The 26,311-nt window shown below is 69.2% G+C and carries 25 protein-coding genes and 1 tRNA gene; 11 read left to right on the top strand and 15 right to left on the bottom strand.

All coding sequences use genetic code 11. The features are described 5' to 3' along the window. Positions 1-75 precede the first annotated feature (75 nt). The 12 genes from jaqu_RS03860 to jaqu_RS20445 form a co-directional block, all read right to left on the bottom strand. Positions 76-1,968, bottom strand: a complete 1,893-nt coding sequence (locus jaqu_RS03860; protein WP_043917607.1) for an acyl-CoA synthetase — start codon at positions 1,966-1,968, stop codon at positions 76-78. A 237-nt stretch (positions 1,969-2,205) separates the two neighbouring features. Further along, on the bottom strand, positions 2,206-3,690 hold the full coding sequence (locus jaqu_RS03855) for a tripartite tricarboxylate transporter permease (RefSeq protein WP_043917606.1): 1,485 nt from the start codon (positions 3,688-3,690) through the stop codon (positions 2,206-2,208). Positions 3,691-3,694: 4 nt separating this feature from the next. Beyond that, the gene (locus jaqu_RS03850; RefSeq protein WP_043917605.1) at positions 3,695-4,231 is read right to left on the bottom strand and encodes a tripartite tricarboxylate transporter TctB family protein; all 537 of its coding nucleotides are present in this window, start codon (positions 4,229-4,231) and stop codon (positions 3,695-3,697) included. Further along, entirely contained in the window at positions 4,231-5,307 is a 1,077-nt protein-coding gene (locus jaqu_RS20455) for a Bug family tripartite tricarboxylate transporter substrate binding protein (protein WP_052500763.1), read from the bottom strand. Before jaqu_RS20455 ends, jaqu_RS03850 begins: the two co-directional genes overlap by 1 nt. A gap of 58 nt (positions 5,308-5,365) precedes the next feature. Further along, complete coding sequence (locus tag jaqu_RS20450; RefSeq protein WP_052500762.1) at positions 5,366-6,175, bottom strand: putative quinol monooxygenase; 810 nt, start codon at positions 6,173-6,175, stop codon at positions 5,366-5,368. A gap of 64 nt (positions 6,176-6,239) precedes the next feature. Continuing rightward, the gene (locus jaqu_RS03835) at positions 6,240-6,689 is read right to left on the bottom strand and encodes a cupin domain-containing protein (RefSeq protein ID WP_052500761.1); all 450 of its coding nucleotides are present in this window, start codon (positions 6,687-6,689) and stop codon (positions 6,240-6,242) included. Between the two features lie 13 nt (positions 6,690-6,702). Continuing rightward, positions 6,703-7,623, bottom strand: a complete 921-nt coding sequence (locus tag jaqu_RS03830) for a dihydrodipicolinate synthase family protein (protein ID WP_043917604.1) — start codon at positions 7,621-7,623, stop codon at positions 6,703-6,705. Then, positions 7,620-8,771 carry a zinc-dependent alcohol dehydrogenase gene (locus tag jaqu_RS03825; RefSeq protein WP_043917603.1) on the bottom strand — a complete coding sequence of 384 codons (1,152 nt, stop codon included), beginning with the start codon at positions 8,769-8,771 and terminating at the stop codon, positions 7,620-7,622. The genes jaqu_RS03830 and jaqu_RS03825 overlap by 4 nt, the downstream gene beginning before the upstream one ends. Positions 8,772-8,790: 19 nt before the next feature. Next, the gene (locus tag jaqu_RS03820) at positions 8,791-9,720 is read right to left on the bottom strand and encodes a TRAP transporter substrate-binding protein (protein ID WP_043917602.1); all 930 of its coding nucleotides are present in this window, start codon (positions 9,718-9,720) and stop codon (positions 8,791-8,793) included. Positions 9,721-9,775: 55 nt separating this feature from the next. Continuing rightward, on the bottom strand, positions 9,776-10,735 hold the full coding sequence (locus tag jaqu_RS03815) for a tripartite tricarboxylate transporter substrate binding protein (RefSeq protein WP_043917601.1): 960 nt from the start codon (positions 10,733-10,735) through the stop codon (positions 9,776-9,778). A 27-nt stretch (positions 10,736-10,762) separates the two neighbouring features. Further along, on the bottom strand, positions 10,763-12,253 hold the full coding sequence (locus jaqu_RS03810) for a tripartite tricarboxylate transporter permease (RefSeq protein ID WP_052500760.1): 1,491 nt from the start codon (positions 12,251-12,253) through the stop codon (positions 10,763-10,765). A 3-nt stretch (positions 12,254-12,256) separates the two neighbouring features. After that, positions 12,257-12,760, bottom strand: coding sequence for a tripartite tricarboxylate transporter TctB family protein (locus tag jaqu_RS20445; RefSeq protein WP_052500759.1), 504 nt, complete (start codon positions 12,758-12,760; stop codon positions 12,257-12,259). Between the two features lie 152 nt (positions 12,761-12,912). Here jaqu_RS20445 and jaqu_RS03800 point away from each other — a divergent pair, with 152 nt between their 5' ends. Then, a complete protein-coding gene (locus jaqu_RS03800; protein WP_161793819.1) occupies positions 12,913-13,533 on the top strand; it encodes a GntR family transcriptional regulator in 621 nt (206 codons plus the stop codon). A 450-nt stretch (positions 13,534-13,983) separates the two neighbouring features. On the opposite strand, the gene jaqu_RS03795 is transcribed toward jaqu_RS03800, so the two are convergent. Further along, positions 13,984-15,765, bottom strand: a complete 1,782-nt coding sequence (locus jaqu_RS03795) for an ABC transporter transmembrane domain-containing protein (protein ID WP_043917599.1) — start codon at positions 15,763-15,765, stop codon at positions 13,984-13,986. 108 nt (positions 15,766-15,873) lie between these two features. On the opposite strand from jaqu_RS03795, the gene jaqu_RS21565 reads away from it, so the two are divergent. Further along, positions 15,874-16,044, top strand: coding sequence for a hypothetical protein (locus jaqu_RS21565; protein ID WP_161793818.1), 171 nt, complete (start codon positions 15,874-15,876; stop codon positions 16,042-16,044). A gap of 23 nt (positions 16,045-16,067) precedes the next feature. Here jaqu_RS21565 and jaqu_RS03790 read toward each other — a convergent pair. Continuing rightward, a tRNA-Gly gene (locus jaqu_RS03790) sits at positions 16,068-16,141 on the bottom strand. 120 nt (positions 16,142-16,261) lie between these two features. Here jaqu_RS03790 and jaqu_RS03785 point away from each other — a divergent pair. The 9 genes from jaqu_RS03785 (at position 16,262) to jaqu_RS20440 (ending at position 23,847) form a co-directional block, all read left to right on the top strand. Continuing rightward, positions 16,262-16,753 carry a hypothetical protein gene (locus jaqu_RS03785; protein ID WP_043917598.1) on the top strand — a complete coding sequence of 164 codons (492 nt, stop codon included), beginning with the start codon at positions 16,262-16,264 and terminating at the stop codon, positions 16,751-16,753. After that, positions 16,750-19,239, top strand: a complete 2,490-nt coding sequence (locus tag jaqu_RS03780; RefSeq protein WP_043917597.1) for a DEAD/DEAH box helicase family protein — start codon at positions 16,750-16,752, stop codon at positions 19,237-19,239. Before jaqu_RS03785 ends, jaqu_RS03780 begins: the two co-directional genes overlap by 4 nt. A gap of 248 nt (positions 19,240-19,487) precedes the next feature. Continuing rightward, entirely contained in the window at positions 19,488-19,628 is a 141-nt protein-coding gene (gene hemP, locus jaqu_RS20970; protein ID WP_084629339.1) for a hemin uptake protein HemP, read from the top strand. An 11-nt stretch (positions 19,629-19,639) separates the two neighbouring features. Next, positions 19,640-20,653: a Fe(3+) ABC transporter substrate-binding protein gene (locus tag jaqu_RS03775; RefSeq protein WP_043917596.1), complete on the top strand. Its 1,014-nt coding sequence runs from the start codon at positions 19,640-19,642 to the stop codon at positions 20,651-20,653. A 310-nt stretch (positions 20,654-20,963) separates the two neighbouring features. Next, positions 20,964-21,407 (top strand): hypothetical protein, encoded by a 444-nt coding sequence (locus jaqu_RS03770; protein ID WP_052500758.1) that lies wholly within the window; start codon positions 20,964-20,966, stop codon positions 21,405-21,407. Further along, entirely contained in the window at positions 21,404-22,054 is a 651-nt protein-coding gene (locus tag jaqu_RS03765) for a MotA/TolQ/ExbB proton channel family protein (protein WP_043917595.1), read from the top strand. Before jaqu_RS03770 ends, jaqu_RS03765 begins: the two co-directional genes overlap by 4 nt. After that, positions 22,047-22,406 (top strand): biopolymer transporter ExbD, encoded by a 360-nt coding sequence (locus jaqu_RS03760; RefSeq protein ID WP_052500757.1) that lies wholly within the window; start codon positions 22,047-22,049, stop codon positions 22,404-22,406. Before jaqu_RS03765 ends, jaqu_RS03760 begins: the two co-directional genes overlap by 8 nt. 68 nt (positions 22,407-22,474) lie before the next feature. Continuing rightward, the gene (locus jaqu_RS03755) at positions 22,475-22,789 is read left to right on the top strand and encodes an ExbD/TolR family protein (protein WP_236687775.1); all 315 of its coding nucleotides are present in this window, start codon (positions 22,475-22,477) and stop codon (positions 22,787-22,789) included. Next, positions 22,786-23,847: a TonB family protein gene (locus jaqu_RS20440; protein ID WP_052500756.1), complete on the top strand. Its 1,062-nt coding sequence runs from the start codon at positions 22,786-22,788 to the stop codon at positions 23,845-23,847. The genes jaqu_RS03755 and jaqu_RS20440 overlap by 4 nt, the downstream gene beginning before the upstream one ends. A 151-nt stretch (positions 23,848-23,998) precedes the next feature. Here the strand turns inward: jaqu_RS20440 and jaqu_RS03745 are convergent, their stop codons facing one another. Next, the gene (locus jaqu_RS03745; RefSeq protein ID WP_043917593.1) at positions 23,999-26,311 is read right to left on the bottom strand and encodes a xanthine dehydrogenase family protein molybdopterin-binding subunit; all 2,313 of its coding nucleotides are present in this window, start codon (positions 26,309-26,311) and stop codon (positions 23,999-24,001) included.

Here is a 26,311-nt window from a genome sequence, read left to right as displayed (position 1 = left end):
GGGGCGTCCGCGGCGCGAACGCCCGACCGGGCCCGGCATCGGACCCCGGTCAGGATCGACGGCCGGAGCGCGCTGTCAGGCCCATTCCCAGGGACGCGTATAGTTCCCCATGACCGCGGAAACCTCCCGCTCCTCGACGTCCCCGGTCTTTTCCAGCTTGGCGACGAGGCCCCGCTTCTTGTCTTCCACCACCGAAGCCACGCGGGCATTCACACCCGCATCCGCAAGGGCGGCGTCGTAGATCCGCGTGATCGCACGGCGCCGCAGGTCCGGCTTGAAGACCTTGCCGACGGCCGTCTTGGGAAGCTCGTCCAGGATCTCGATGTATTTGGGCCGCGCGGCGCGCTCGTGGACGTGCTTCTCGCAATGGGCGATCAGGTCTTCGGGGGTCACGCTCGCCCCGGCGACCAGTTCGACATAGGCGCAGGGCAACTCGCCGGCGAAGGCGTCGGGCTGACCGATGGCGCCCGCCATGGCCACCGCCTCGTGTCCGGCCAGCGCCTCCTCGATCTCGGCGGGGTCGATGTTATGGCCGCCGCGGATGATCAGATCCTTCGCCCGCCCGGTGATCCAGAGATATCCGTCCTCGTCGATGCGGCCCAGATCGCCCGTCCGCAGATAGTCGCGGTCGTTCACGAGGTGATAGAGCTTCTTGTTCTTCTCGACCTCGGTATAGGTGTGCCCGCCCCAGACGCCGGGATTCGAGACGCAGATCTCGCCCACTTCGTCCACGCCGCATTCAATCGGCCCCTCGCCGTTATCCTTGAGGATGCGGACGTCGGTATGGATCAGCGGGATGCCGACCGAGCCGATCTTCTTCTGGCCGTCGACGGGGTTCACGCTCACGAGGCAGGTGGCCTCGGTCAGGCCGTAGCCCTCGACCAGCGTCACGCCGGTCGCCTTTTCGAAGCGGTTGAACAATTCGACCGGCAGCGGCGAGGAGCCCGAGAACGCCGTCTTGATCGTGCTGACATCCGCATCGACCGGGCGCTGCATCTTGGCCGAGATCGCCGTCGGGACGGTGATGATGAAGGTCACGCCCCAGCGCTCGCAGAGCTTCCAGAAATTGTCGAAGACCCCCTCGCCCCGGTAGCCCTGCGGCGTCGGGAAGACGACATGGGCGCCCGAGGCGACCGCCGCCATCAGGATCACGTGGCAGGCGAAGACGTGGAACAGCGGCAGCGGGCACATGATCACGTCCTGTTCCGAGAACAGGAGGCGGTGGCCCAGCCAACCGTTGTAGATCATCCCCTCGTAGCGGTGCTGCGCGACCTTGGGCATGCCGGTCGTGCCGCCGGTATGGAAGAAGGCGGCGGTCCGGTCCTCGGACGGATCGTCGAAGGTCAGCGTGGTGGGCTGCTTGGCGACCTCTTCGTGGAAGTTCAGAACGCGCGCCTTGTGGGCGACGGGGTTCTTGGGACGGATCAACGGGACGATGAACTTCTTGAGGCCGGTCAGGTAGCGGTGCAGGTCGACCTCGAGGACGGTCTCGACATTCGGGGCCAGCTTGACCGCCTCGGCCACCTTCTGGGCGACGTCGGTCTTGGGGAAGGCGCGCAGGGTGACGACGACCTTTGCGTTGGTCTCGCGCAGGATGGCCCCGATTTGCTCGGGTTCCAGCAGGGGATTGATCGGGTTGGCGATGCCCGCGACAGTGCCGCCAAGCAGGACCGTGGCCGTCTCCGTGGCGTTGGGCAGGACGTAGGCCACCACGTCCGAGGGCCCCACGCCAAGCGAGCGGAAGAGGTTCGCCGTTTGCGAGACCCGATCCTTCAGTTGCGCCCAGGTCAGCGTCTCCGCATGGTCGGTCGGCCCCGACAGAAGCTGGTAGGACAGGGCGGCACGATCCGGATGGGCGGCGGCGGTATTCGACAGAAGCTCGTAGAGCGTGGTGGCCGGCTGCGCCGTTTCCCATGGCTCGGCCGTCGCGATGTTCAGAATGTCCTGCTTGTTGGCGAAACTGCCCATGTCGTCCTCCCCTGTCGCGCCCTCCCAGGCGCGTTGCGCGACAGATTGGACGAACGTCGCATAGGGGGCAAGGTCGGACGCTACGGCGCGGGGGCCGGGATGGACGACGTCGCCGGCCCGACAGGGAGTATGGACCGGCAATCGGGAGGCGCAGCCGGAGGGCGGGTCGGCCTCGCCGGACCGGCGCCCGTTGCGCGGGGCGCACGCCGCGAGGATCGGAAAGCCGCGCGCGTCGCGTCAGCGTCGGATCTCGCGGCGCTTGCGGACGACCCGGATGGCGCTCTCCGCCAGGACCAGCAGGAAGGCAAGCACCAGCACGTGCCCGATCCACTGATCCGCCGCGTAGTCGAGCCCGCGACGGTCGAAGATCATCAGCGTGCGGCGCAGATTCTCGTCGGCGAGCGGCGCGAGGATGACGCCCAAGACGACAGGCGCCACCGGGAAACGCGCAGCCACCAGCGCGTAGCCGGCGACCCCGGCCGCCACCATCACCCAGACGTCGAAAAGCGACAGCCGTACCGACCATGCGCCCAGCACGCAGACCGGCAGGATCAGCGACAGCAGCAGCCCCCGCGGCAGGGCGAAGAGCTTCACGCAGGGTTTGATCAGCGCCAGCGCGGCGCCGAACATGAAGAGGTTGGCGACGATCAGCGCGGCGTAGATGAACCAGATCAGCCCCGGATGGTCGATCTCGATGGTGGGACCCACATTCACCGCCTTGAGCTGGAGTGCCGCGATCAGGGCCGCCGCCGGGGCGTTGCCCGGAATGCCGAGCGCCAGCGTGGGCAGCATCGAGCCGCCTATGTTGGCGTTGTTCGCCGTCTCGGCACAGACGATCGCCTCGTAGCTGCCCTTGCCCCACTTCGCCCGCTCCTCCGGCTTGGCCCACCTGCGGCCGATGTCGTAGGCCAGGAAGCTCGCCACGTTGGCGCCTGCGCCGGGCACCGCCCCCGCGAGCGTGCCGATCACCGAGGAGCGGATCGCAGCCCAGAGGTGGCGCATGAGCTTCGCCAGCGGCGGGATCACGCGGCCCGCCACGGGCGGCGCGGGCCGGTCCGGGGCGGCGGGCAGGGTCTTGAGGATCTCGGTCAGGCCGAAGACCCCGATCAGGATCGCCACGTAAGAGAGGCCATCCTCCAACGCCCGCACTCCGAAGGTGAAGCGCGGCACGCCGTTGATCGGGTCCAGCCCCACGAAGGCCATCAGGAGCCCCAGCCACCCCGCGATCCAGCCCTTGACCGGGCTGGCCCCCGCCGACATCGAGCCGCAGACGAGGATGCCCAGCATCGCCAGCATGAACATCTCGTAGGACCGAAAGCTGAGCGCGAAGCCCAGTAGCATCGGGATGAACAGGATCAGCAGCCCGATCCCCACCCAATTGCCCACGAACGACGCAGCGATGGCCATGCCGAGCGCCTGCCCGCCCTCGCCCTTTCTGGCCAAGGCCGTGCCCTCGATCATCGTCGGCACCGCGTCGGGCGTGCCGGGGATGGCGATCAGGACGGCGGAGATCGCGCCGCCGAAGACCGACCCGGTATAGACGCCCAGCATGAAGCAGAGCGCCGGGTTCTGGTCCAAGGACGCCGTCAGCCCGATCAGCAGACCCATCGCCATCGTGGTCGACAGGCCCGGCAGCGCGCCCCAGACGATGCCTAGCGTGACCCCGGCCAAAGTGACGGCGAGCAGGAGCGGATCCATCAGGGTCGCGAAGGCATCGAGCATGGCGTCACCCGGGCAGTGGGATGCCGAACAGCACCCGGAAAGAGAGCGACAGCGTCAGCGTCCAGCCCGCCGCGACCGCGAGGCAGGCCCAGAGACGCTCGGTCCAGAAGATCCGCAGCAACACGGTCAGCAGGAGGATCGTGCACGGCTCGAACCCGCCCATGGGGATCTGCGCGCCGAGGATCGGAACGAAGCCCTCCAGCGACAGCATGTCGAGCGCGCCCACATAGGTGAGCGTAGCCACGAGGACGGTGGCCCGACCCGCCCTCTCCGCATCCAGCAGGACCGGAATGGCGCCGCCCCGCCCCCGCCGGGGCCAGGCCGACATGGCCAGCATCAGGGCCATGACGGCAAGCGATGCCGAGACGAGGAAGGGTAAGAGACCCGGCGCCGACCGCCAGCCATCGGGAACAGGCAGCGCCAGCGACAGGCCGGCAAAGCCGAGGCCCAGGGCGAGCAGGATCGCGGCCGAGAGGAGGTCGAGGGCGGCCGTCGCGGGGCCGGCCCCCTCTTCCTCGGCGACGGGGAGAGGCGCCGCCATCAGGTGCCCGGCGGGGTGTAGCCCTGCGGGGGCCACCAGCCGTCGAAGGCGGCGGGCTCCGGCAGGTCCAACTCGGCGGGCGAGCGCACGGGGGCACCGATCTTGTCGGCGTATTTCGTGAAGGTCGCCGCCGTGATCGCCTCGAGTTGGGCGGCGCGGCGGTCGGCCGCCTCGCCGGTCAGCATCTCCACGTTGAAGTACTTCGATGCCGCGATCTGCTGGAAAGCGTCGGACGCGACGGCGGCGGCGAAGGCTTCCTCGATCTCGGCCATGACGGCGGGCGGCGTGTCACGGCGCAGCACGAGGTTGTATTGCGGCCCGAGCGGAAGGAGTGGGGCGAGCGAGGGCAGGAGGCCGCCCACGGACGGCAGCACCTGGCCGTCATCGAGCACGATGTCCTCGGTCCCCATCTGCTGCAGGCAGCGTAGCTGGCCCGCGCGGATCAGGTCGACATGCTCGTGCACGCCGCCGCCGGCGACATCGACTTCGCCCTGGAGGCCCGCCAGCGTGGCGGCCTTGCCGCCCTTGTAGGGGACGTAGGCCAGTTCGATCCCGGCCGCGTCGGCGACGATCAGCGCCAGTTCGTGCCACACGCCGCCGGTTCCCGAGGTCGAGATGGCGATCCGGCCCGGCTCGGCCCTGGCGGCGTCGATCACGTCCTGCAGGGTCTCGAACGGGCTGTCGACGGGCACTGCCCAGGATCCGAGCGCAGAGGCGGCCTGAAGATAGGACCATTGCTCCCACGGCTTCGCGTCGACATGGCCCATGACGCGGACGAACTTGTTGAAATTGGCCGCGCCCAGAAGAACATGGCCGTCCGCTTCGCGGCCCGCGACATATTCGGTCGCCACGGCGCCCACGGCGCCGGGTTTGTTGACGACGTTGATCGTCCAACCTTTCGCTGCGGCCATCTCGGCGGCGAGCGTACGCATGATCGTATCGGTGCCGCCCCCCTGGCCGTACATCACCACTAGGGTGATCGGCTGGCCGGGCCAGCCCTGGGCGCCCGCGCGGGGGGCGATGGTGAGGGTCGCGGCGGCGCCGAGCCCCGCGAGGATGTCGCGTCTGGTTTGCATTCTGGGTCTCCTCCGGTCTCTGGAGGCCCCGCGCCCACCCGGCGCGGGGCCGCGATCGTCAGTCGGTCACGAGGGTGTAGAGCCGCTCGTCCCACAGGCTGCCGGTCAGCATGTTCAGGACGAATTGCGGATCGGGGTTCACGCCGCCCTCGGCCGGGATGCCCGACAGCTCGTTGCGGAACGCCTTCTTCTCGGGTGTCATCTGGTGGGCGGCCTGCGCGGCGGCGTCGGTCCACATCTCGACCACGCTCATGTGGTTCGAGCGGTTGGACTGGGTCAGCACATCGTAGCGCATGTTTCCGTCGTGATCGCGACTGAACTCGGCGAGGGCGGTCAGCATGTCGTTGCCGCAGGGCCCGGCGGGGTTCACCTGCCGCTCGCACGGGGCGAACTGTTCGGGTGGAATGATATCGGCATGGGTGACGACATAGACGGTGTCGGCATCGCCCGCAGGCATCTCGGAGAGGCTGGCGGCCACCAGCCCGACATGCGGACGCTCGTCGTAGGGGGCGTAGAGCATCGGCTCCAAAGCCTCGCGGAAGGCAACCGTCTCGGGCGCGGCCGCGTGGGCGGCCCGGGCCTCCGGGCCCTCCCAGGCCTCCAGGATCACGAAATGGCCGGGCTGGCCCATCCGCTGCAGGCCCTCGAACCGCAGGAGCCCGTCATGGCCTGCGCTCGCCTCGGCCTGTCCCTTGATCAGCGAGAGCATCTCGTCGGCGCGCGCGGCGTCGCCCTCGATATAGGTCACAATGAAGGTCGGCGCGTCGGACAGGATCGTGCCGTCCTTCAACTCCACGTCGGCCAAGGCAGGGGCTGCCAGCAGGCACGCCGCCGCCAGTCCCCCAAGGGGGTTCGAGTATCTGGTCATCGTCGTCTCCGGTCGTTCGGGGCCGCCTATGGTCTCCTCCCGGGCGGCCGGTTGGATGCGTCCCTCAGTCGGGATGCACCAGACGCGCGCTGTCGGGGATCGGCAGCGGGTCGTTGGGGCTGTCGAGAAACTCGACGGTGGTGAAGAGCAGGTCGGTTTCGCCGACATTCTCGACGGAATGGGTGAAGCTGGTCCCCTTCGGGAACTCGAAATGCTTCGTCTCGCCCGGATAGTGCCGCACGTCCTGAATGCGGCCATCATCGTAATATCCGCGCGCCGTTCCGTGACTGTGACAGGACCAGAAGTAGTTCAGCACATGGGTATGGAACGCGCACCGCTTGCCCGGCGGCAGGTGCAGGTGCCAGACCCGGACGCGGTCTGTCTCGCTGACGAGGATCGAGCCGACGACGCCGTTGGCATGGCCCTCGGCCAACTCGTCCTGCATCGCCTGCGGCCAGTGGGCGCGGGGGTTGTCGCCGTCGGAGGGGCGTTCCAGCACTTCGATATTGGACATGTCTCGTCTCCTCTCAGGCGGGTTCGATCTGGGTCGCGATGCCCGCTTCGGCGGGCAGGGCCGCGAGGTCGCGGGCGAGACCCGCGCGCTGCGCCTCGGTCAGAGACACGAGCGGCGGCAAGACGGCGCGCCAGGCCGGATCGCCGGAGCGGAGCGCCTCGACCTCCTTCACGGCCGCCATGAGCTGGTAGGCCGAGACCGCCTTCCGGACCTCTGTAAGCAGCGCTTGGAGGCGGTCTCGATCCGCGCCAGAGGCCTCCAGCGTGCGACGCACGAGGCCCGGAGCGACCTGGGTCGTTGCCGAGATCACCCCGCCGCAGCCCCGCGCCAGGGCGTCGACGAGAACGCCCTCGTTGGATGGGAAGACATCGAAGTCGTCCGCCGCTTCGGCGAAGGCGAGGCTGCCCGCGTAATCGCCGGAGCTGTCCTTGAGGCCTGCGATCACGGGCCCGAACGCGGCCTTGAGCCGCTGGACCAGCGCCACCGAGATCGGGGTCTGGGACATCTGCGGGAAATGGTAGAGGTAGACGCGCAGGGCGTCGGACCCGACCCTCTCGATGAGCCGCGCGTACGCGGCGAAGAGGCCCTCATCGCTGACGTTCTTGTAATAGAACGGCGGCAGGACCAGCACGTTCGGGAAGCCCGCGTCGAGCGCCGCCTTCGACAGGGCCGCCGCGTCGTCCATCGCGCAGGCGCCGGTGCCGAGGATCACGCGGTCCCCTGCGATCCCACCCTCGGCCAGCGCCTCCGGCAGGCGGAGCCGCCAGTCCATCGGGGTCGAGTTGCCCTCGGAGGTGGTCCCCACCGGGGCCACCCCGTCGAGCCCGTCCGCGATCAGCCGCTTGCAATACGCGACGAGCTTCCCTGTGTCCGGGCGGCCGTCGGGACCAAGCGGCGTGATGGCGGCGGCGTAGACGCCTCTGCGGGCCTTCATTCCGCGGCCTCCTGACACAATGCGGCGGCGCCGCGGGCCTTCACGACGACCTTGATCGCATCGTCCACCCGCTCGCGCGCGTGGCGCAGCGCCTCGGGCAGGTCCTGGAGCGCGAAGGTGTGGGTGTGGATCAGCGTCGCATCGAAGCGGCGGTCGGCCATCAGCTGCATCGCGCGATGAGTGGCCGAGCGGCCCTCGCCCCGGATGCCGTAGAGGTAGATGTTGTTCTTCACGACATGCGGCAGGTCCACGGTCGCCATGTCGTGCGGGAAGCCCGCAAGACAGACCTTTCCACCCCGGTTCGTCATGCGGATCGCGTCGTTGATCGCGGCCTCTGTCCCGGCGCACTCGATAACGTAGTCGGCGCCCTTGTCGCCGACGATGGCGCGGACCGCCTCGACGGTGTCGGCCTCGCGGACATTCACCGTGTGGGTGGCGCCAAGCTTGCGGCCGATCTCCAACCGGCTTTCGCGGGTGCCTGTCAGGATCACCGGATAGGCGCCCAGGCTGCGCGCCACGGCCACCGCCAGCAGCCCGATTGCTCCGGGCCCCGAGACGACGCAGCTCTCGCCCGCGACCAAGCCGCCCAGCTCGGTCAGCCCGTACATCGACGTCCCCGCCGTGACCACCAGTGTCGCTTCCTCGTCGGTCATCCGATCGGGGACGGGGATGATCGTGTTCACGTGGTTCACGGCATATTCCGCGAAGCCCCCGTCGGTGGTGAAGCCATTCGCCCTATGTCCTTTCGCGCGCTGCCCGTAATTGTGACAGGACGTGTACATGCCCTGCCGACACCGCTTGCATTGACCGCAGCCGGCATGGACCTCGACCGTCACGCGCTGGCCCACCGCCACCTCGTCCACGCCGGGGCCGAGGGCAGCAACGGTCCCCATGTATTCGTGCCCGATGGTGAAGTCCTTGTTGAATGGGGGCTCTCCGTCGACCAACGCTGGCGTGCCGTAATGGATGATCTCCAGATCGGTGGCGCAGATCGCGACGGCGTCGATGCGGATCAGCACTTCGCCGCGGCCGGGCACGGGCACAGGCTTCTCGGTCAGGCGCATCTCGTCGGGGCCGCCGAGGACCCAGGCGCGCATCGTCTCGGGAACGGTGAGGCTGGGCTCTGGCATGAGGCCGGAATCGGGCATGTCGGATCCTTTCGGTCTGTCAGGCGGGCGCCATGTCGGCGTCGAAGAGGGCGAGGAGGTCGCGGGGGATCCGCGCGCGCAGCCGGTCGACCGCCGGGGCGACGGCCGCGGCGAAGCGGGCCCGCTCGGCATCGGTCAGGTCGTGGAGCGTGACGCCCTCGGCGCGCAGGGCGGCAGCGCAGGCGGCGTCGTCCTCGGTGGCGAAGCGCCGCTGCGCCTCGGTGGCGGCGGCGACGGCCTCGGCAAGCCGCGTGCGGAGGTCCGCAGAAAGCGCGGCGAGGCGCGCCGCGTTGAAGAGGACCGGCGCCACGCCGAGCAGGTGGCGCGTCAGAACGACGTGACGATGGGTTTCGTGCAGGCCGAAATTGTAGATGTTGGTGAGCGGGTTCTCCTGAGCGTCGACCGTCCCGTCGCGCACCGCCGCGGCGAGGTCGCGGACATCGGTCCGCCGCGTCCGGAAGCCGAGAGCCTGGAACGCGATCTCGTGCTGGTCGCTCGACAGGGTGCGGATCGTGAGTCCGCTACACGCTTCCGGCGCCAGAAGTGGGACGGCGGCCGAGATGTGGCGGAACCCGTTGTCCCACCAGCCCAGCACCGTGAAGCCCGTCCGCGCCGCAATCAGCGATGCGAGGCGGTCACCCAACGCGCCGTCAAGCCGCGCATAGGCCTCGGCCCGGTCCGGGACGCGGAAATGCTGGTCCAGCACCTCCAGTTCCGGGATCCGACCGGCCAGATAGGACGAGGCGAAGTAGCAGCCGTCCATCTCGCCCGCCTCGACCTCCGTCAACAGGTCCGTCGCGGGCCGCCCCCCGTCGGTCACGTTCTCTTGGAACCGCAGGACGATCTGTCCGCCCGTCCGGCGCGCGACCTCGTCGGCCAGCGCGTGGCCACCGCGGGTATGGACGGAGCCGGGGCCCTGGTATCCGCCGAAGGTGAGGGTGAGGGTCATGTGTCGCTCCGAGGTCGGGCGGCGACCGGCCCGGCGGCCGGACGCCCGGATGTGGTCACTGTCCGGTCAGCGTGCGGACGAGGGTGCCGTAGGCCTCGCCCTGCGCGGCGCGCACCGGCTCGTACTCCGCCCCGCCCATGAACGCGGCGTTCTCGCCCAGCGAAGACAGGAGCTTCTGGTAGGTCTTGTCCTCCTGCATCGCGACGAAAGCCGCGCGCAGCTTGTCGAGCGCCTCGGGCGGCGTATCCCGATGGACGAGCACGACGCGATGCATGATCGACGTGTCCTCGAGCCCTTCCAGCCCGGCCTCGGCGGCGGTGGGTACGCCCTCGTAATGCGCCTCGCGGTCGAGCGTCAGGAGCGGGCGCACGGCGTCGCCCTGGCTCGCGATGACCGAATCGAAGGCCAGGCTGACATCCACATCGCCGGCCAGCAGCGCCTGCATCGCCGGGCCGCCCCCCTTGTGCGGCACCAGCGTCGGCATTGTGCCCGCCGCGTTGAACATCATCGCGCCCGGCACCATGAAGGCGCCCCAGTTTCCGGAATGGCCGAACGTCATCGCGCCGGGATCCGCCTTGGCGCTGGCCAGAAGGGCGTCCATCGTCGCGAATTCGCTGTCGCTGCGCACGATGACCGACGGCGCGGCGAAGTTGGTCCGCGCGACGGCGACAAAGGCCTCGTTCGGGTCGTAGGGCAGTTCGGCGACATGCTGTTGGAGTTGGTCGATGAAGTTCTGCGTGAAGAGGATCGTGTAGCCATCCGCCGGAGCCTCGGCCGCGGCCGACGTACCGATCTGACCGGCGGAGCCGGGCATCAGTTGCACGATGACCGGTTGGCCCAGATAGGTCGGCAGAACGCTGGCGATGACGCGCGCGTTCAGGTCATGACTGCCTCCCGCGCCGAGCGGAATGATCATCGTGACCGGTTTCTCGGGGTAGTCCGCCAGTGCGGCGGTGGCCGCCACTGCGGCCAAGAGGCCGGCGGCGAGGCCCTTGGCGAAGGTCTTGAATGGCATGGTCGTTCCTCCCTTTGGGTGTCGGTGTCAGGTCTGGACGGGGGTGCGCGGTCCCCTGCGGCGCAGCGCGATAAAAGCGAGCCCGGCGGCGATGAGCGCCAGCAGGATTAGGGTGACGGGACGCTCGGCCACGACGTATCCGACGAGATCCCCGCGCGAGAGCGAGAGCGTCTGGCTGACCGCGTATTCGAACGGTCCTATCAGCAAGAAGCCCATCACCATCGGAGTGACGTCGAAGGCCATCTTGCGGGCCGCGTAGCCGAACAGCCCGAAGCCCATCAGGACCACGAGATCCATGGGGTTCGAGCGGTAGACGTAGGTCCCGGCCACTGCGAAGACGAGCGTCAGCGGCACCATGTAGGCGCGCGGGATCGCGACGACCTTTGCGAAGAGCGGGATCGTCAGGCGGCCCAGCACCAAGAGCAGGATGCAGGCGATCACCATCGAGAAGAGCAGCGCGTAGATCGTCGCCGCATCCGTCGCGAAGAGCTGCGGTCCGGGGCGCAGACCCTGCGCCACGAAGGCGCCCAGCAGGATCGCCGTGACGTTGTCGCCCGGGATGCCCAGCGTCAGCAGCGGCACCATGGTCGGGCCGTTGACCGCGTTGTTGGCCGCCTCCGGCGCCGCAACGCCGTCCAGATCGCCATGCCCGAACGTGGACGGGTCGCGCGCCGCGCGGCGGGCGGCCGCGTACCCCATGAAGGCCGCAACCACCTGGCCTACGCCCGGGATCGCGCCGATGCCCGCACCGATCGCCGTCGAGCGCAGGATCGTGCGGCCCGAAGCGCGGAGCTCGGCCATGGTCAGGCTCTCGCCTTCGGGACGGGCGACGGGGGTGGCCTTCGGCTTGCCTTCGACGGCGAGCAGGATCTCGGGAATGGCGAAGAGCCCGATGATGAGCGGCAGAAGGTCGATCCCGGCCTGGAGCGCGAACAAGTCGAAGGTGAAGCGGTTCACGCCGTGGACCGGGTCCTGCCCAACCAGCGCGACAAAGCATCCAAGGCCCAGCATAAGTATGCCCTTGCGCGCCGGTCCGCTCGCCGTCACCGCGATGATCGCCATCGCGGCGGCCAGAACCACGGCCAGTTCCGGCGGGCCGATCCGCATCGCGACCAGTGCGATGGGACCGATCATCAGGATCGTCAGGAGGCTCGACGCCGTATCGCCGAAGACGGACGCATAGAGCGCCATCTCCAGCGCCTTCTTCGACTTGCCCTTCCGTGCCAACGCGGGGCCGTCATAGGTCGTCGCGACCGAAGCCCCGGTGCCCGGCACGCCAATCAGGATCGCCGGGATTGAGCCGCCGTAGATGCCGCCCTTGTAGACGCCGATCAGGAACGGGATTCCGACCAGCGGATCGAGGAAGAACGAGATCGGCAGCAGCACCGCCATGGCCATCACGGTCGTGAAGCCCGGCAGCGATCCGACCGCGATCCCCAGCAGCAGCCCGGCCGCCGTCATCGCCACCGTGTCGGGGCGCAGGACCATCTCGAGGCCCGAGAAAAGCTCGGCCCACATCGCTCAGAACCCCAGCGGGCCGGCGGGCAACGCCACGTGCAATCCCCGCGTGAATGCGACATAGACGAAAGCCGGCACGACCACGGCGGCAAGCAGGAGCGGCATCGGGCGGCGCGCACCGAGATAGAGCCCAAGCGCCGCGACGATCGCCGCGCTGGCCAACAGGAAACCGAACGGCACCAAAGCTGCGGCGAATGCGAAGCTGGCCGCCGCGGTGATCGCCATCCTGACCGATGGGAGGCCCGGTCGCACCCCGCCCTCCCGCCACTCGGCCAGAGCGCCCAGCGTGCCGAGGACGAAGACGCCGGCAAGGACGAGGCGCGGCATCACATCAGGGGACAGGCCCTCGGGCGCCGCGCCGAACAAGGTGACCGGATTGCCGACGAGGGCGGGCACCGAAAGAAACAGACCGGCCGAAAGCGCGGCGACGATGCCGTGGAACAGAAGACCCGCCGAGACCGGCCCACCTCTCTCCCCTGCTGTCCGAACTCGCTTCGGTTCCGGCATTCGTGCCTCCCAACACGTTTCCCGGCCGACGCTACTATCAATTATCGATTATCGTCAATCGACTTTTCTTCCGTCTCCGATTGTCCTAGGTTCAACAATAGAAAAGCGCGGAGCGAACGATGCCCGATGGCGACGTCCTCAAGAGGACTTCCTTGTCCGAACAGATCAGGGACGCGCTGATGGAGCGCATCTTCGACGGCTCCCTACCGCCCGGCGAGCGGATCATCGAACTCAAGGTCGCCGAAGAGATGGGGACCAGCCAAGCCCCCGTGCGCGAGGCGCTACGCGAACTCGAAGCAGCCGGGCTCGTCGAGATCCGCCGCAACCGGGGGGCCCGCGTCCGCATCGTCGGGGAAGCGGAACTGGCCGAGATCTACGGCATCCGTGCGGAGTTGGAGGGATATGCCGGCGAGTTGGCCGCGAAGGCTGCACCGGAGATCAGCGCGGTTCTGGATGCGGTCCTCGACCGGATGATCGAGGCGGCCGAGGCCAGCGACTCGAAGCGGTTCGCCGAACTCAACTCGGAGTTCCACAGCGCGATCGTCGAGGCGGGCGGGAACGCCACCTTGGCCGAGCTTTGGCGCGGGCTGCACGTCCGCAGCCACACACGCATGAACGTGCGCCGCAATGCCACGGATCTGTACGGGTTGGCTCAGTCGCATCGCCCGATCATCGACGCGATCCGTTCGGGCGACGCAGCCGAGGCGAGGGCCACGTCCTGGCAGCACGTCCGCGACAACACTCCCGGTTCCGCGGAGGGCAAGCCGGGTTGACGCCAATCGCCGGGGGAGCCGTCGCTGGCGCCGAAGTCCCGGACATCCGCCGGTAAGTCGTGCGGGGGTTTCACCGTCGAAACGCGGAAACGCATTCAAAGTCACCTCGGCCTCGTGGACGGCGCAAAGGCGCTACGGTGCGTGTGACGACCGTTTTCCCGTGGCGCCCGCGTCCTGCGGTCATCTGGCCGCATCCGAATGAACCGCCGCAAGCTCCAGGAGTTCGCGCGGATTCTAGGTGCTCCCCGTATACCCAGTCATTTCTTCGGAAGTGTCGTTCTTCGATCGCGCTTCTCTTTTCTCGATCAGTGCTCGTGACCATCAGGATTGAGCAGCGCTGTGATCTGGGAGAGAGAAGCCCAAGGCCGACGCCGAATACCGGAGATCGCTCCAGCAGGGCCCAGGGGGCGACGCCGCGACGCCCCTTCGACACCGTCCCTGCCGACTTGCCTATTCTGCCGCCATGCCGGCCGTGAACTGAAGCCGCGCGAGGCGCGCGTAGAGGCCGCCTTCGGCGACCAGTTCGTCATGGGTGCCCTCTGCGACGATGCGGCCGTCTTCCATGACGACGATCCGGTCCGCGGCCTTCACGGTGGCGAGGCGGTGCGCGACGATGATGGTGGTGCGGCCCTCGGCCAGGCGTTCGACGGCGTCCTGCACGGCGCGCTCGCTTTCGGCGTCCAGCGCGCTCGTGGCCTCGTCGAGCAGAAGGACGGGGGCGTCGCGCAGAATGGCACGGGCGATGGCGATGCGCTGCTTCTGGCCGCCGGACAACATCACGCCCCGCTCGCCGACATAGGTGTCGTAGCCCTGCGGCAGGGCCGTCAGGAAGTCGTGCGCGGCCGCCGCCTTGGCCGCCGCCTCGATCTGCGCGTCCGTGGCGCCCGGGCGGCCGAAGGCGATATTGTCGCGCGCCGACGCGGCGAAGATGACCGGGTCCTGCGGCACCAGCGCCATCAGGTGGCGGAACTCGGCGCGGGGGACATCCCTGAGATCGGTGTCGCCGATGATCACGCGACCGACATCCGGGTCGTAGAACCGCTGCAGGAGCTGGATCACCGTCGACTTGCCCGCTCCCGAAGGGCCGACCAGCGCGACCGTCTCGCCGGGGCGCACATGCAGGTCGATGCCGTCCAGCGCGGCCGTCTCGAGCCGGGCCGGATAGCGGAACGTGACCCCTTCCAGCCGGATCCCCTCGCCCAGGGCGGGCGCCGGACCGGAGGCCGGATCGTGGACCGCATCCTCAACCTCCAGGAGTTCGATCAGGCGTTCCGTGGCGCCGGCCGCGCGCTGGAGCTCGCCCCAGATCTCGGACAGGGCGCCGACCGATCCGGCGACCATGATGGCATAGATCAGGAACTGGATCAGTTCGCCGATCGACATGACCTCGGCGCGGACGTCCCGCGCACCGATCCACAGCACGCCCACGATCCCGGCGAAGACGAGGCTGATGACGATGACCGTCATCACGGCCCGCGTCGCGATCCGCTTTTGTGCGGAGCCGAAGCTGTCCTCGGTCACGGCGTCGAAGCGGCGCTGCGCCTCGCCCTCGTAGGTATAGGCCTGCACGGTCTGCGCGCTGAGCAGCCATTCCGAGGCCCGACCCGAGGATTCCGCGATCCAGTCCTGGTTCTCGCGGCTCAGCTTGCGCAGACGGCGGCCCAGAACCACGATGGGCACGATCACGGCCGGGACGATCAGAAGCACGAGGCCCGACAGCTTGGGCGCCGTCCAGAGCATCATCACCAGCCCGCCCGAGAAGATCAGCACGTTGCGCAGCGCGACCGAGACCGACGAGCCGATCACCGACAGAAGCAAAGTCGTGTCGGTGGTGATCCGGCTCAGCACCTCGCCGGTCAGGATATTGTCGTAGAAGTCGGGCGACATGCGGATCATGCGCCCGAAGACCGCCTTGCGGATATCGGCCACGACCCGCTCGCCCAGGCGGGTCACGAGGTAGTAGCGAAGCCCCGTCCCGATGGCCAAGGCCCCCGCGATGACCAGCGCGGCGACAAAATACTGGTCCAGCAGCGCCTCGGCGCCGGTCTCGAACCCGTCCACAACCCGGCGCACGGCCAGAGGCAGGATCAGGCTGACCGCCGCCGTCAGGACCAGCGCGCCCAGGGCGGCGGCCAGCATGACGCGGTAGGGGCGAAAGAATGGGGCAAGGCGGGTCAGGTTGCCGACCTGCTTCGATCCTTCCCGATCTGCTGCCTTCGCGATTTCGGCCATGTCCCCTCCGGTCGTCGGATCCTGAGGTATAGGGGCGGCGCGTGCGGTGCAACGCGGTGCCGTGTTGACCCGTCGCCGCACCCGCGCAAATCTGCCCTCGGAGGGGGCATGTTCGACGTCGATCCGATCGCGATGATCTTCTACGCAGGCGTCTGCGCCGCGCTCGCGGCCTATGCGCCCCAGCAGGTGAGCCGCTTGCGCCGGCTGATGCTGGGTGCCCTGGTGGGTTTGATCGCTGCCGCGACGCTGCCGCCCGCGCGCGGGCTTCTCGGCCTGTGATCCGAAACTCGGGGGATGAGGTCTGGAGCGGGCAGCGGGAATCGAACCCGCACCAAGAGCTTGGAAGGCTCGTGTGATACCATTTCACCATGCCCGCCCAGTGTAGCGGGATTAGCGCGCCTCGTCGGATCGCGCAAGCGGTGCGCGCGGGCCGCAGCCGCACCCGCGCCACCCTGCGCATCTTCCGGGCACGGGGACGCGCTGCTAGGTCGGGCGCATGAGCGTCTACATCATCGCCGCGATGGCCGCGCTGATCGGCTTCGGGCTGGCCGCCTTCTTCGTGCGCGGCCGGCCCCCGCGCGAAAGCCGGCAGGCGTTGGGCGCGCGCCTGCTGGCCGACTATGCCTACCGCCTGCGTGCCTGCGCCGACACGACGCCCGAGCCGGTCGCGGGCACGTTCCGCGACATGGCCGCCCTGGCGGAGCGGATCGGTGCCGATATCCTTGAGGATGCGGGCGATTACGCCCAGACGCGCCGGTTCATTCACCATCACGCCAGCATCATCGTCGGCATCTGCGAAGAGTATGCCCGCCTGCAGGATCGCGCCCGGGTGGAGCATGGGGATCGCCTGAAGACCATCGCCCGGCAGATCGACGGCTACCGCGACGTCTTCGCGCGCGTCGAGCGCGCCTGCATCGACAGCGACTTCGAGTCGCTCGCGGCGACCATGGCGGCCCTCGACACGCAATTGGCCCGCCTCGACCCGTGACACCGTTCGACGCGATGCGGTTTCGCCATGCCTGGCGCGCGTATCAGGCCGTCGTGCTGGACAATCTCGAAAGCCACCTCGAGGACGACCGCCTGCACGTCTCCGCCGCCCCCGGCGCGGGCAAGACGGTGCTGGGGCTCGAAGTGATGCGCCGACTGGCCAAGCCGACGCTGATCCTGTCGCCGGCCCTGTCGATCCGCACGCAATGGGTCCAGCGGCTTGTCGACGGCTTTCTGGACGACGACGCGCCCCCGGACTGGGTCTCGACCGATCTGCGCCGGCCGGCGCCGGTGACGGTCTCGACCTATCAGGCGCTCCACGCGCTGGGGGATCCGGCGCCGCTTGTCGAATACGGGTTCGCGGTCCTGATGCTGGACGAAGCGCATCATCTGCGCCGCGCCTGGTGGGAGGCGTTGGATCATCTGGCCGAGCGATTGGCACCGCAGGTCGTCGCCCTGACCGCGACGCCGCCCTACGACGTCTCGTCGGCCGAATGGCGGCGCTACGACGCGCTTTGCGGACCGCTCGATGCGGAGATCGGGATCCCCGAACTGGTGCGCAGCGGCGATCTGGCGCCGCACCGGGACCTCGTGCACCTGTCCCGGCTTGACGGCTCGTCGGGTTACGTCGATCCGTCGGCTCATGCCGCAGAGCTTCGGGAGGCATTGCGGCGCGACCCGGAGATGCTGGCGCTTTTGCAGGACCATCCCTGGATCGCGGACGCGCCGCCCCATGTCGCGGCCATTCTCGACGATCCCGAATTGCTGTCGGCGATGCTGATCTACCTTGCGGACGCCGAAGCGCCGCTGCCATCGGAGCCGCTGCGCATCCTCGGGGTGGGCCGCGCCCAGCTTCCGCGTCTGGGCGACGAGTGGCTTCAGGTCCTGTTTGCCGGTCTCAAGGATACGCTGCCCGAGGCGCTTGTCGCGAGGCTTCGCAAGGCCGGCGCCTTGCGGAGGGGACGGGTGACGATCCCGCCGCCCCGGCGTGGCGAGGGCGAGACGCTGCTGCGCGACGCCAGCGGCAAGGCCCGGAGCATCGCGGAGATCCTCACCGCCGAGCGCGCGGCCCAGGGCGCCCACATCCGCTGTGCGATCCTCTGCGAGCATGTCGGCCGCGACGCGCTGACCCTGGCGGCGCGCGACCCCGGCCATTTCGCGCCGGGCGGACCGGGAGAAGAGGCGCGCGCGGATGCGGGCAGCCTGTTCGAACGCCTGCGCCATCTCCCCGGTCCGGCGGATCTGGCCGTGCTGACCGGGTCGGTCTGCATCGTCCCGGCGGGCGTGCTGGACGCCGCTGACGCGCGCTGCACGCCGCTTGCCCACGACACCCGCTACGAGAGGGTGGACTTCGACGGCGGCAACGACCGGCGTGTTGCGGCGATCTCGGCGCTGGTGGCCGAAGGCCGGGCCCGGGTCCTGATTGGAACGCGCGCCCTGCTGGGCCAGGGCTGGGATCTGCCGGCGGTCAACACGCTGATCCTCGCGACGAATGTGAGTTCCTTCGTCTCGACCAACCAGCTTCGCGGCCGGGCGATCCGACGCGACCCGGCCCGGCCGCACAAAGTGGCCAATATCTGGCACCTCGCGACGATCGCGCCGGATGGCGGCGGCCCGGAGCTGGAGGCGCTGCGCGCCCGGTTCGACACCTTCGTCCACCTCGATGAACGGGACGGCGTCATCCAGTCCGGCTTCGATGCGTTCGGCGAAAACCCGTCGGCCAACGCGGCGGAGATCGTCCGCGCCGCCGACCGGGACGGTCTGGCCGCCTCCTGGGAGCGCGCGCTCGTGACCGGCAGGCCGGAGCCGCGCATCCGGCACCACCTCGAGACGGCGCACCTGCCCCGGGGCCTCGTGCGGCGCGACGCGATCACCCGCGGGTTGCCGCCGCTGGCGCTTGCCGGCGGGATCGGCGCGTCTTGGGCAACCCTGGGCGGGGGCCTCGCGGCGGGAGCGGTCAGCCTGCTGGCCTGTGCGGGCCTCGCCGTGCCGGTGATCCGGCAGGCGCGGCGGGTCTGGCGCCACGGATCGCTCGGCGGCAGCATGCGGCAGACGGCGGGCGCGCTGGTCCATGCGATGACCGAGACCGGGCTGATCCGCACGCCGGCCGACCGGATCGGGATCGAGACCGGGACCACCCCGGACGGGCTGACCTGGTGTACCCTGTCGGGCGTGACGCTGCCCGAGGAGACGCGGTCACTGTCCGCCATCGAGGAGCTCTTCGCGCCGATCGACAATCCCCGCTATCTTATCTTGCGCGAGACCTATCTGGGCCGGCATCTGCGCGCCGCGCCCTACCCTGTGCCGCGCGATCTCGGCGCGCGGAAGGAGCAGGCGCAGGCCCTGCTCGACGGCTGGCACCGCCATGTCGGTCCCGCGCGGCTGGTCTATACCCGGACCGTCGCGGGACGGCTCGCCCTTCTGCAATCGCGGCTCGTCGTGACGGCGGAGGCGCGAAAGGTGCATCGCCGCTCGGTCTGGGAATAGCCGCGCACCGGCACCAATGGATGATCTTGAAGGGCGGCGAGGCGGTCGCGGTCGGCTTTGGCCGCGCGCGGCGGGCGTCGGCACCTTCGGGACCGGTCGGGCCGGGTTCTCGCATGGGCGATGCCCGCCGCTTCCGGAGCGTCGCAATCGAGGTCTTGCATTCTCTGACTTCTTTACTCAGGAATAGACCATCCCAGCCAGCGCCTCGCGTCAGCCCGGAGCCACCGCCCCAATCAGGAGGCCTCGCGATGTCCGAACTCACACCCGTCGTCCCCGCCTATCGGGCAGAGGAGCTTCTGGCCGGCGCGCGGACCGCGACGATCCGCCTGGGGGACCAGGTCTATACGCTGCGCCTGACCCGTTCGGGCAAGCTGATCCTCACCAAGTAACAGGACTTTTCATGACCCGTCTGTCGACCCTCGCCGTTCTGATGGCTGCCACCGCCGCCCCTGCCCTCGCGCAGGAGCTCAACCTCTACTCGTCGCGCCACTACGATACCGACGAACGGCTCTATTCCGACTTCGAGGATGCCACCGGGATCACCATCAACCGCATCGAGGGCAATGCCGACGAACTGATCGCCCGGATGCAGGCAGAGGGCGAGAACTCTCCGGCCGATGTGCTGCTGACCGTTGACACCACCCGGCTCGAGCGGGCCAAGACTGCCGGGCTTCTCCAGCCCGTGGAAAGCGCGCTTCTGGAAGAGCGGATCCCCGCCAACCTTCAGGATGCCGACAACGAATGGTTCGGCTTCAGCCAGCGCGCGCGGATCGTCTTCTACGACGAGGCGGAGGTCAAGAATCCGCCCCAGACCTATCTCGACCTGGCCGACCCGCAATACGAGGGCATGATCTGCCACCGTTCGTCCACGAACGTCTATTCGCAGACCCTGCTTTCGGCCGTCATCGAGCATCACGGCGAAGACGCAGCCCAGGATTGGGCGCAGGGCTTCGTGAACAATTTCGCCCGCGATCCCCAAGGCGGTGACACCGACCAGCTTCGGGGCATCGTGTCGGGCGAATGCGACATCTCGATCTCCAACACGTACTACTATGCCCGCGCGCTGCGGACCGACGTGGACGGCCTCGGCGCAGAAGAGCTTGAAGGCATCGGCTTCGTCTTCCCGTCGATGACCGAGGATCAGGGGGCGCACGTGAACCTGTCGGGCGGCGGCGTCGCGGCGAATGCGCCCAACCGCGACAACGCGGTGGCGTTCCTCGAATACCTCGCCTCCGACAGCGCGCAGCAATATTTCGCCAACGGCAACGACGAGTATCCCGTCGTGGCGGGCGTCCCGCTCAGCGAGAGCGTCCAGCAGCTTGGCGAATTCGACGCCGACACCGTCGATCTTTCGGCAGTGGCCAAGAATGTCGAGGCGGCGAACCGCATCTTCGCGCAGGTCGGCTGGGAGTAATAGAAAAGGGGGGCGCAATGTCGTTTGGCGAGGCGCCCCCGAACCGCACCGGACGCGGGGTCCGATCCCCGGCATCCGGCCGGCATGAAGAAGCACGGCGGACCGGGTTTCTGATTCGGCGCGGAGATGTGCCGGCCACCCGGTTTTAGATGACGTCGCTCCGAAGACCTTCGATCCCAAGCATCGCTGGCGGGCCCCGACCAAGCCCGCAGCCTGCTGGACAATCCCGATCCCCCCAATAGGATTTCGCGGCCAGAGCCCGAGACCGGCGCAGTGGCGTATAGCTGTGTTTCGAGCCATAGAGGCCGCGATGATCCGCTTCCCTCCTGTCGCACACTCAGATCCGTTCGCCGCAATCGCGGTGGCGTCGATCCTCGTCCTGTCCGCTGCGGCGTCCCCTGCCGCGCGCGCACAAGAGGCGCCCGCGAGCCTGTCGATCGAACTCAACGCGCTCGATCAGATCGAGAATGCGTGCCGGATGATCTTCGTGGTGCGCAACGGGCTCGGGACCGACGTGGATTCGCTCGTGGTCGAGGCCGTGGCCTTCGATGCCGAAGACGCCGTGGCGCGGATCTCGCTTCTCGATTTCGCGGCTGTGCCCGCCTCGCTCTCGCGGGTCAGGCAATTCGACCTGCCCGCCCTGTCCTGTGACGAGGTGGACCGCTTGATGGTGAACGGCGTCCAGACCTGCGAAGGCGTGGAGGCCTGCCCGCTGACCGTGACCTCGCGCACCACCGTGGACATACTCGGATGAGCGGGCCGACGGACCGGGTCGCGGATCTGCTGGCGCTGGGCGGCCCGGTCGTGATGCTGCTACTCGCGATGTCGGTCGTGGCGCTGGCGGTCACCTTCTACAAGCTCTGGCAATTCCGGGCCGCGCGCGTCGGCACGCATACCCGACTTCAAGAGGTGCTGGAGGCCTGGGACCTGGGGGACGAACGCGTAGCCCGCAGCCGTCTGGCCGAGAGCCGTAGCCATCTGGCCCCGCTGGCCGGGCTGGCGCTGAAGGCACGCGACGATGAGGCCCTCCGCGATCGGCTGGACGCGGAAGGCGCGATGTCCTTCGCGAAGCTGGAACGGGGCTTTCGCATTCTCGACAACATCGCCCAACTGGCCCCTTTGCTGGGTCTGTTCGGCACGGTGCTGGGAATGATCGACGCCTTCCGCGCCTTGCAGGCGGCCGGGGCGGCGGTCGACCCCTCGATCCTCGCGGGCGGCATATGGGTCGCCCTCCTGACGACGGCGGTCGGGCTGGCGGTCGCGATGCCCACGTCGCTTGTCCTGTCGTGGCTCGAAAGCCGCGTGGACCGTGAACGCGACTTCGCCGACCTCCTCATCGCGCGCGCCCGCTCGCCGCTTGCCCCGGTGGCGACGACTCCGGCGGGCGTCGTCCATGCTTAGGCGCGGCTTCCGCCGCAGGGCGCTGTCGCTGACCCCTCTCGTGGATGTCATCTTTTTGCTGTTGCTCTTCTTCATGCTGACATCGACATTCGCCCGCTTCGGCGAAATCGAGATCGGCGCCACCTCGGGCGGAACGGGAGCGGCGCCTGCCGGGGACCTCCGCTTCGTGCAGCTGCGCGCGGACGATATTCGCCTGGCCGGACGCATCGTGACGCTGGACGAGCTCAAAGATCAGATCGCAGGCACGACGACGCTCGTCTCCCTGTCCGACGGCGTGGAGGCGCAGACGCTGATCGACCTGTTGGGGGGGCTGCGGCAGGTTCCGGACCTGACGCTGACGGTCCTGCGATGATTGCTCGGCCCCGGCACCGACGCCGCAGGTCCGAGCCGACGATCGCGTTGATCAATATCGTCTTCCTGATGCTGATCTTCTTTTTGGTGGCGGGCACGGTCGCGCCGCCCTTGCGCGAAGACCTGACGCTTGCGCGGGTTTCCGGTCTCGACGGCCGCGCTCCGCCGGATGCGCTGGTTCTGGATGCCGCGGGCGTGTTGTGGTTCCGCGGAGAGGAAACCGACCCCGCCTCCCATCTCGACGCGATCGGGGCGGATGGCGGAGACGTGCGCATCGTCCCCGACCGGTCCGTCGCGGCCGACCGTTTGATAGAGGTGACGCTCGCCCTGCGCGCAGCGGGGGCCGGGCGGGTCTTCGTCGTCACCGAGCGGGGGCTCGAGTGAAGGTCTCTGTTCCCGGATCGACCGCGGTCGCGGGCGGGGCGCTGGTGGCGTCCCTCGGCGTGCATCTTCTCGTGGCGGGGTTGGGCCCCGTGCCCGCGCCCATCGAGGTCGCGGGCGGCGGAGGGGCTGAGGTGGCGGTGGACGGCGTCGCCTTCGAGGATCTGGTCCGCGGCGTGACCGAAGCCGTCGCGCCGGAGGCGGCGGAACAGCCCCTGCCACCTGAGATCGCCATGCCGGTCGAGGCGATGTTCAGGACCCTGCGGCCCGAGCCCGCGCGACGCATGACCCTGCCCGAGGCTCGGGGGGCGACGGCTCCGCTCGCGGCCGTGCAGCCGGACGGGTTGCGGGCACCCGTGGCAGAGGCCCCCCCTCCGGCGGCAGCGCAATCGGGAATCGTCCCCGTCCCTGCTGCGCAGCGGGTGGTCAGCGCATCCCCGCCCGACACGGCCCTGTCGGCCGCATCCCCGACAACGCGGGTCCTGCCGGCTACGACTGCGCCCGATGCCGAGACCCTCACGCCCGAGCTGGACGACTCCACACCGCTGCGATCCGTCCGACCGACGACACGGCCGCGCGCAATAGAGGACCGCGCGACCGATCTGGCGCAGCACCGCGCCGCTCAGGACGGGCGGCAGCGTGCCGCCGCTACCCGCGACCCGGGCCGCCGCCGCGAACCCGCGGCGCAAGCCGGGCCGCAGGGCAACACCAACGAGCGGACTGCCGATCGCGGCGCAACCGGTGGACGCGACGGCAAGGACGCTTCTTCCGGGGCGGGCCGTGCCCAGGCGGCAGGCAATGCGGCCGCCTCGAACTATCCGGGACAGGTGCAGCGCCGGATCGCGCGTCAGCGCATGCCGCGCAGCGTCGGCGCCGGCTCGGCGCGGGTCTCGTTCACGATTTCGGGCAATGGAGCGCTGGCTTCCATCGGGCTGGCCGCGTCGTCGGGGAATGCGCGCCTCGACCAGGCCGCCGTGCGGATCGTGCGCGGAGCCGCACCTTTCCCGCCACCGCCACCCGGTGCGCGACGTCAGTTCGTGATCCCCATTTCGGGTCGCTAGCCGTCTGCCCGGCCCATTCCGGATCACGGAAGACGCCATCGAAGCCCCACGGCCAGGACGGCGATCCGCGAGCCGGTCACGTCTGCGTGTCGGTCCTGCGGCAAGACGGGAACTGCAGGCCGCGGCGGGGACGGTTGCCGCGGCCCATTCGTCAGGTCTGCATGCCCTGCAGCACGTGCTCCATTCGGATGGGGAGGTCGCGCAGGCGCACGCCTGTGGCGTCATAGACGGCGTTGGCGATCGCGGCGGCCATGCCTGTAATGCCCAACTCCCCCACGCCCTTCATGCCCAGCGGGTTGATATGCGGGTCCTCCTCGGGGACGATCTCGACGGCGACCTCGGGCACGTCCGCGTTCACCGGCACGAAGTACTCGCCCAGATCGGCATTCACGAAGCGCGCGGCGCGGGGGTCGACCTCCGTCTGCTCATGCAGGGCGGAGCCCACGCCCCAGATCATGCCGCCCATCAACTGCGATCGCGTCGTCATCTCGTTGAGGATGCGTCCGGCGGCGAAGGCGCCGACCATGCGCGGCACGCGGATCTCGAAGGTCACGGGGTCGACGCTGACCTCGACGAAGTTCGCCCCGAAGGACGACCGCGCGTGGGTGTCGGTGGTGAAGCCGATGAGCGAGGTCGCGCCGCGCCGGTAGAGATCCATGATCGACTTCGGGTCCGCCGATGCCGGGATCCACGAGCCGCGCATCTTGACGACGCCGAAGGGCACCAGCGCGACCACCTCCTGCAAGGGAACGGACCGGTCGCCGATGCTCATCTTGCCGTCGGCCACGGTGGCCGAGGCCGGGTCGGCCCCGGCGAGCGGGCCGTCCTCCTTGGTGGCCACCTGCGCAAGCTCCGCGATCACCTTCTCGCAGGCATCCTTCACGGCGCCGGTCAGGGACGCGGTCTGGCGCGAGCCGCCCGCCACGCCGTTGGGCGCAAGGTCGCTGTCGCCCAGCTCGGCCGTGACGTTGGCCAGCGGGACGCCCAGAGTCGCTGCCGCCATCTGCGTGAGCACGTTGTAGGTGCCGCCGCCGATATCCTGCGCGCCCGCGCTGACGCGCACGCTGAGGTCCGAGCCGAGGCGCACGTCCACCACCGCCGCCGAGGCGTAGATCGGGTACATCGCCGAGGCGACGCCATGGCCGATCAGCAGGCCGTCGCGGGTGCGGGTGCCCGGCCGCTCGGACCGGCCTTCCCAGCCGAAGACCTCCGCGCCTCGGCGCAGGCATTCGGCCAGGCTGCGCGAGGTCCACGGCAGGCCCTCGACCGGCTCGGTCATGCTGTCGGAGGCGAGGCGCACCTCCACCGGATCGCGGCCCGACGCCACGCAAAGCTCGTCGATCGCCGATTCCAGAGCGAAGAAGGCCGGCACCTCGGCGGGCGAGCGCATGAAGCCCGGCGTGTTCGTGTCCGTCGAGACCAACGCATTGGTCCCGCGCACCGCGTTCCAGCCATACATCCGGGTCGTCATCTCGGTGCCCGGAAGCGGCACGTCGTCCATGCGCGAGGTCTGCTGCACCTGGGCGTGGTCGAGCGCGGTCAGCCGCCCCTCGGCATCCATGCCGACCCGCAGGTCGTGGGACGATTCAGGACGGTGGGACCCGGCCGTCCACATGTCGTGACGCGACAGGTAGAGCTTGACCGGCCGCCCCACCATCCGCGCGGCCTGTGCCGCGAGGAAGGTATGCGCCATCACCGTCGCCTTCGATCCGAAGCCGCCGCCGGTGACCGCCGCGATCACGCGCACCCGCTCTACGGCCAAACCGAACTTGGTGGCGAGCGCGGCGCGCGTACCCGTCATCCATTGGGAGGGGCATTGAACGATCAGGCCGCCATCGCGCCATTCTGCGGTCGTCGCGTAGAGCTCGATCGGGTTATGATGCTGGAACGGCGTCGTGTAGCGCGCCTCGACCACATGCGCGGCCGAGGAGAGCGCGGCGTCGACGTCGCCGGCCACAACGTTGGGGATCACGTCGGAGATGTCGCGCGCCTCGGGCGCGGCCTCGGCGAAGATGGAGGCGACGGGCGCCTCGGCCGGGTCGGCGACGGTCAGCGAGACAAGCTTCGCCCCCTCCCGCGCGTTCTGGATCGTGTCGGCGACGACCAGGGCGACCGGCTGCTGCGCGAAGTGGAGTTCGGGGCTTTCGAAGCCCTGCCAACTGGCCTGCGTCGTCCCGCCGGTGGCGAAGGTGGGCACGGCCTCCAGGTCGGACGGATAGTTGAGGTGGCTCAGCACCAGGCGCACGCCGGGCACGGCCTCGGCCGCCGCCGCATCGATGGCGGAGACCGTCCCGCGCGCCTGCGGGGCCAGCACCAGCGCGGCGTGCAGGGTACCGGAGACGGGAGCGTCGGCGGCATAGACCGCCTGTCCGGTCACCTTCATGCGGCCGTCGTAGCGCGGTTCGGGCGCGCCGATCATCGGCAGGCCGGTGGCCGCTTCGGAGATGTCATAGGTCCGGGTCAT

Origin of the sequence: Jannaschia aquimarina, assembly GCF_000877395.1 — a bacterium.
Lineage (GTDB): Bacteria > Pseudomonadota > Alphaproteobacteria > Rhodobacterales > Rhodobacteraceae > Jannaschia > Jannaschia aquimarina.
The sequence above is the reverse complement of the archived record's forward strand: the minus strand, read 5'-3'. Positions and strand labels throughout refer to the sequence as shown.

What these genes read in the sequence shown, in the direction of transcription:
- jaqu_RS03860 (WP_043917607.1), bottom strand. Translation starts at nt 1,968, where the DNA reads ATGGGCAGTTTCGCCAACAAGCAGGACATTCTGAACATCGCGACGGCC.
- jaqu_RS03855 (WP_043917606.1), bottom strand. Translation starts at nt 3,690, where the DNA reads ATGCTCGATGCCTTCGCGACCCTGATGGATCCGCTCCTGCTCGCCGTC.
- jaqu_RS03850 (WP_043917605.1), bottom strand. Translation starts at nt 4,231, where the DNA reads ATGGCGGCGCCTCTCCCCGTCGCCGAGGAAGAGGGGGCCGGCCCCGCG.
- jaqu_RS20455 (WP_052500763.1), bottom strand. Translation starts at nt 5,307, where the DNA reads ATGCAAACCAGACGCGACATCCTCGCGGGGCTCGGCGCCGCCGCGACC.
- jaqu_RS20450 (WP_052500762.1), bottom strand. Translation starts at nt 6,175, where the DNA reads ATGACCAGATACTCGAACCCCCTTGGGGGACTGGCGGCGGCGTGCCTG.
- jaqu_RS03835 (WP_052500761.1), bottom strand. Translation starts at nt 6,689, where the DNA reads ATGTCCAATATCGAAGTGCTGGAACGCCCCTCCGACGGCGACAACCCC.
- jaqu_RS03830 (WP_043917604.1), bottom strand. Translation starts at nt 7,623, where the DNA reads ATGAAGGCCCGCAGAGGCGTCTACGCCGCCGCCATCACGCCGCTTGGT.
- jaqu_RS03825 (WP_043917603.1), bottom strand. Translation starts at nt 8,771, where the DNA reads ATGCCCGATTCCGGCCTCATGCCAGAGCCCAGCCTCACCGTTCCCGAG.
- jaqu_RS03820 (WP_043917602.1), bottom strand. Translation starts at nt 9,720, where the DNA reads ATGACCCTCACCCTCACCTTCGGCGGATACCAGGGCCCCGGCTCCGTC.
- jaqu_RS03815 (WP_043917601.1), bottom strand. Translation starts at nt 10,735, where the DNA reads ATGCCATTCAAGACCTTCGCCAAGGGCCTCGCCGCCGGCCTCTTGGCC.
- jaqu_RS03810 (WP_052500760.1), bottom strand. Translation starts at nt 12,253, where the DNA reads ATGTGGGCCGAGCTTTTCTCGGGCCTCGAGATGGTCCTGCGCCCCGAC.
- jaqu_RS20445 (WP_052500759.1), bottom strand. Translation starts at nt 12,760, where the DNA reads ATGCCGGAACCGAAGCGAGTTCGGACAGCAGGGGAGAGAGGTGGGCCG.
- jaqu_RS03795 (WP_043917599.1), bottom strand. Translation starts at nt 15,765, where the DNA reads ATGGCCGAAATCGCGAAGGCAGCAGATCGGGAAGGATCGAAGCAGGTC.
- jaqu_RS21565 (WP_161793818.1), top strand. Translation starts at nt 15,874, where the DNA reads ATGTTCGACGTCGATCCGATCGCGATGATCTTCTACGCAGGCGTCTGC.
- jaqu_RS03785 (WP_043917598.1), top strand. Translation starts at nt 16,262, where the DNA reads ATGAGCGTCTACATCATCGCCGCGATGGCCGCGCTGATCGGCTTCGGG.
- hemP (WP_084629339.1), top strand. Translation starts at nt 19,488, where the DNA reads ATGTCCGAACTCACACCCGTCGTCCCCGCCTATCGGGCAGAGGAGCTT.
- jaqu_RS03775 (WP_043917596.1), top strand. Translation starts at nt 19,640, where the DNA reads ATGACCCGTCTGTCGACCCTCGCCGTTCTGATGGCTGCCACCGCCGCC.
- jaqu_RS03770 (WP_052500758.1), top strand. Translation starts at nt 20,964, where the DNA reads ATGATCCGCTTCCCTCCTGTCGCACACTCAGATCCGTTCGCCGCAATC.
- jaqu_RS03765 (WP_043917595.1), top strand. Translation starts at nt 21,404, where the DNA reads ATGAGCGGGCCGACGGACCGGGTCGCGGATCTGCTGGCGCTGGGCGGC.
- jaqu_RS03760 (WP_052500757.1), top strand. Translation starts at nt 22,047, where the DNA reads ATGCTTAGGCGCGGCTTCCGCCGCAGGGCGCTGTCGCTGACCCCTCTC.
- jaqu_RS03755 (WP_236687775.1), top strand. Translation starts at nt 22,475, where the DNA reads ATGCTGATCTTCTTTTTGGTGGCGGGCACGGTCGCGCCGCCCTTGCGC.
- jaqu_RS03745 (WP_043917593.1), bottom strand. Translation starts at nt 26,311, where the DNA reads ATGACCCGGACCTATGACATCTCCGAAGCGGCCACCGGCCTGCCGATG.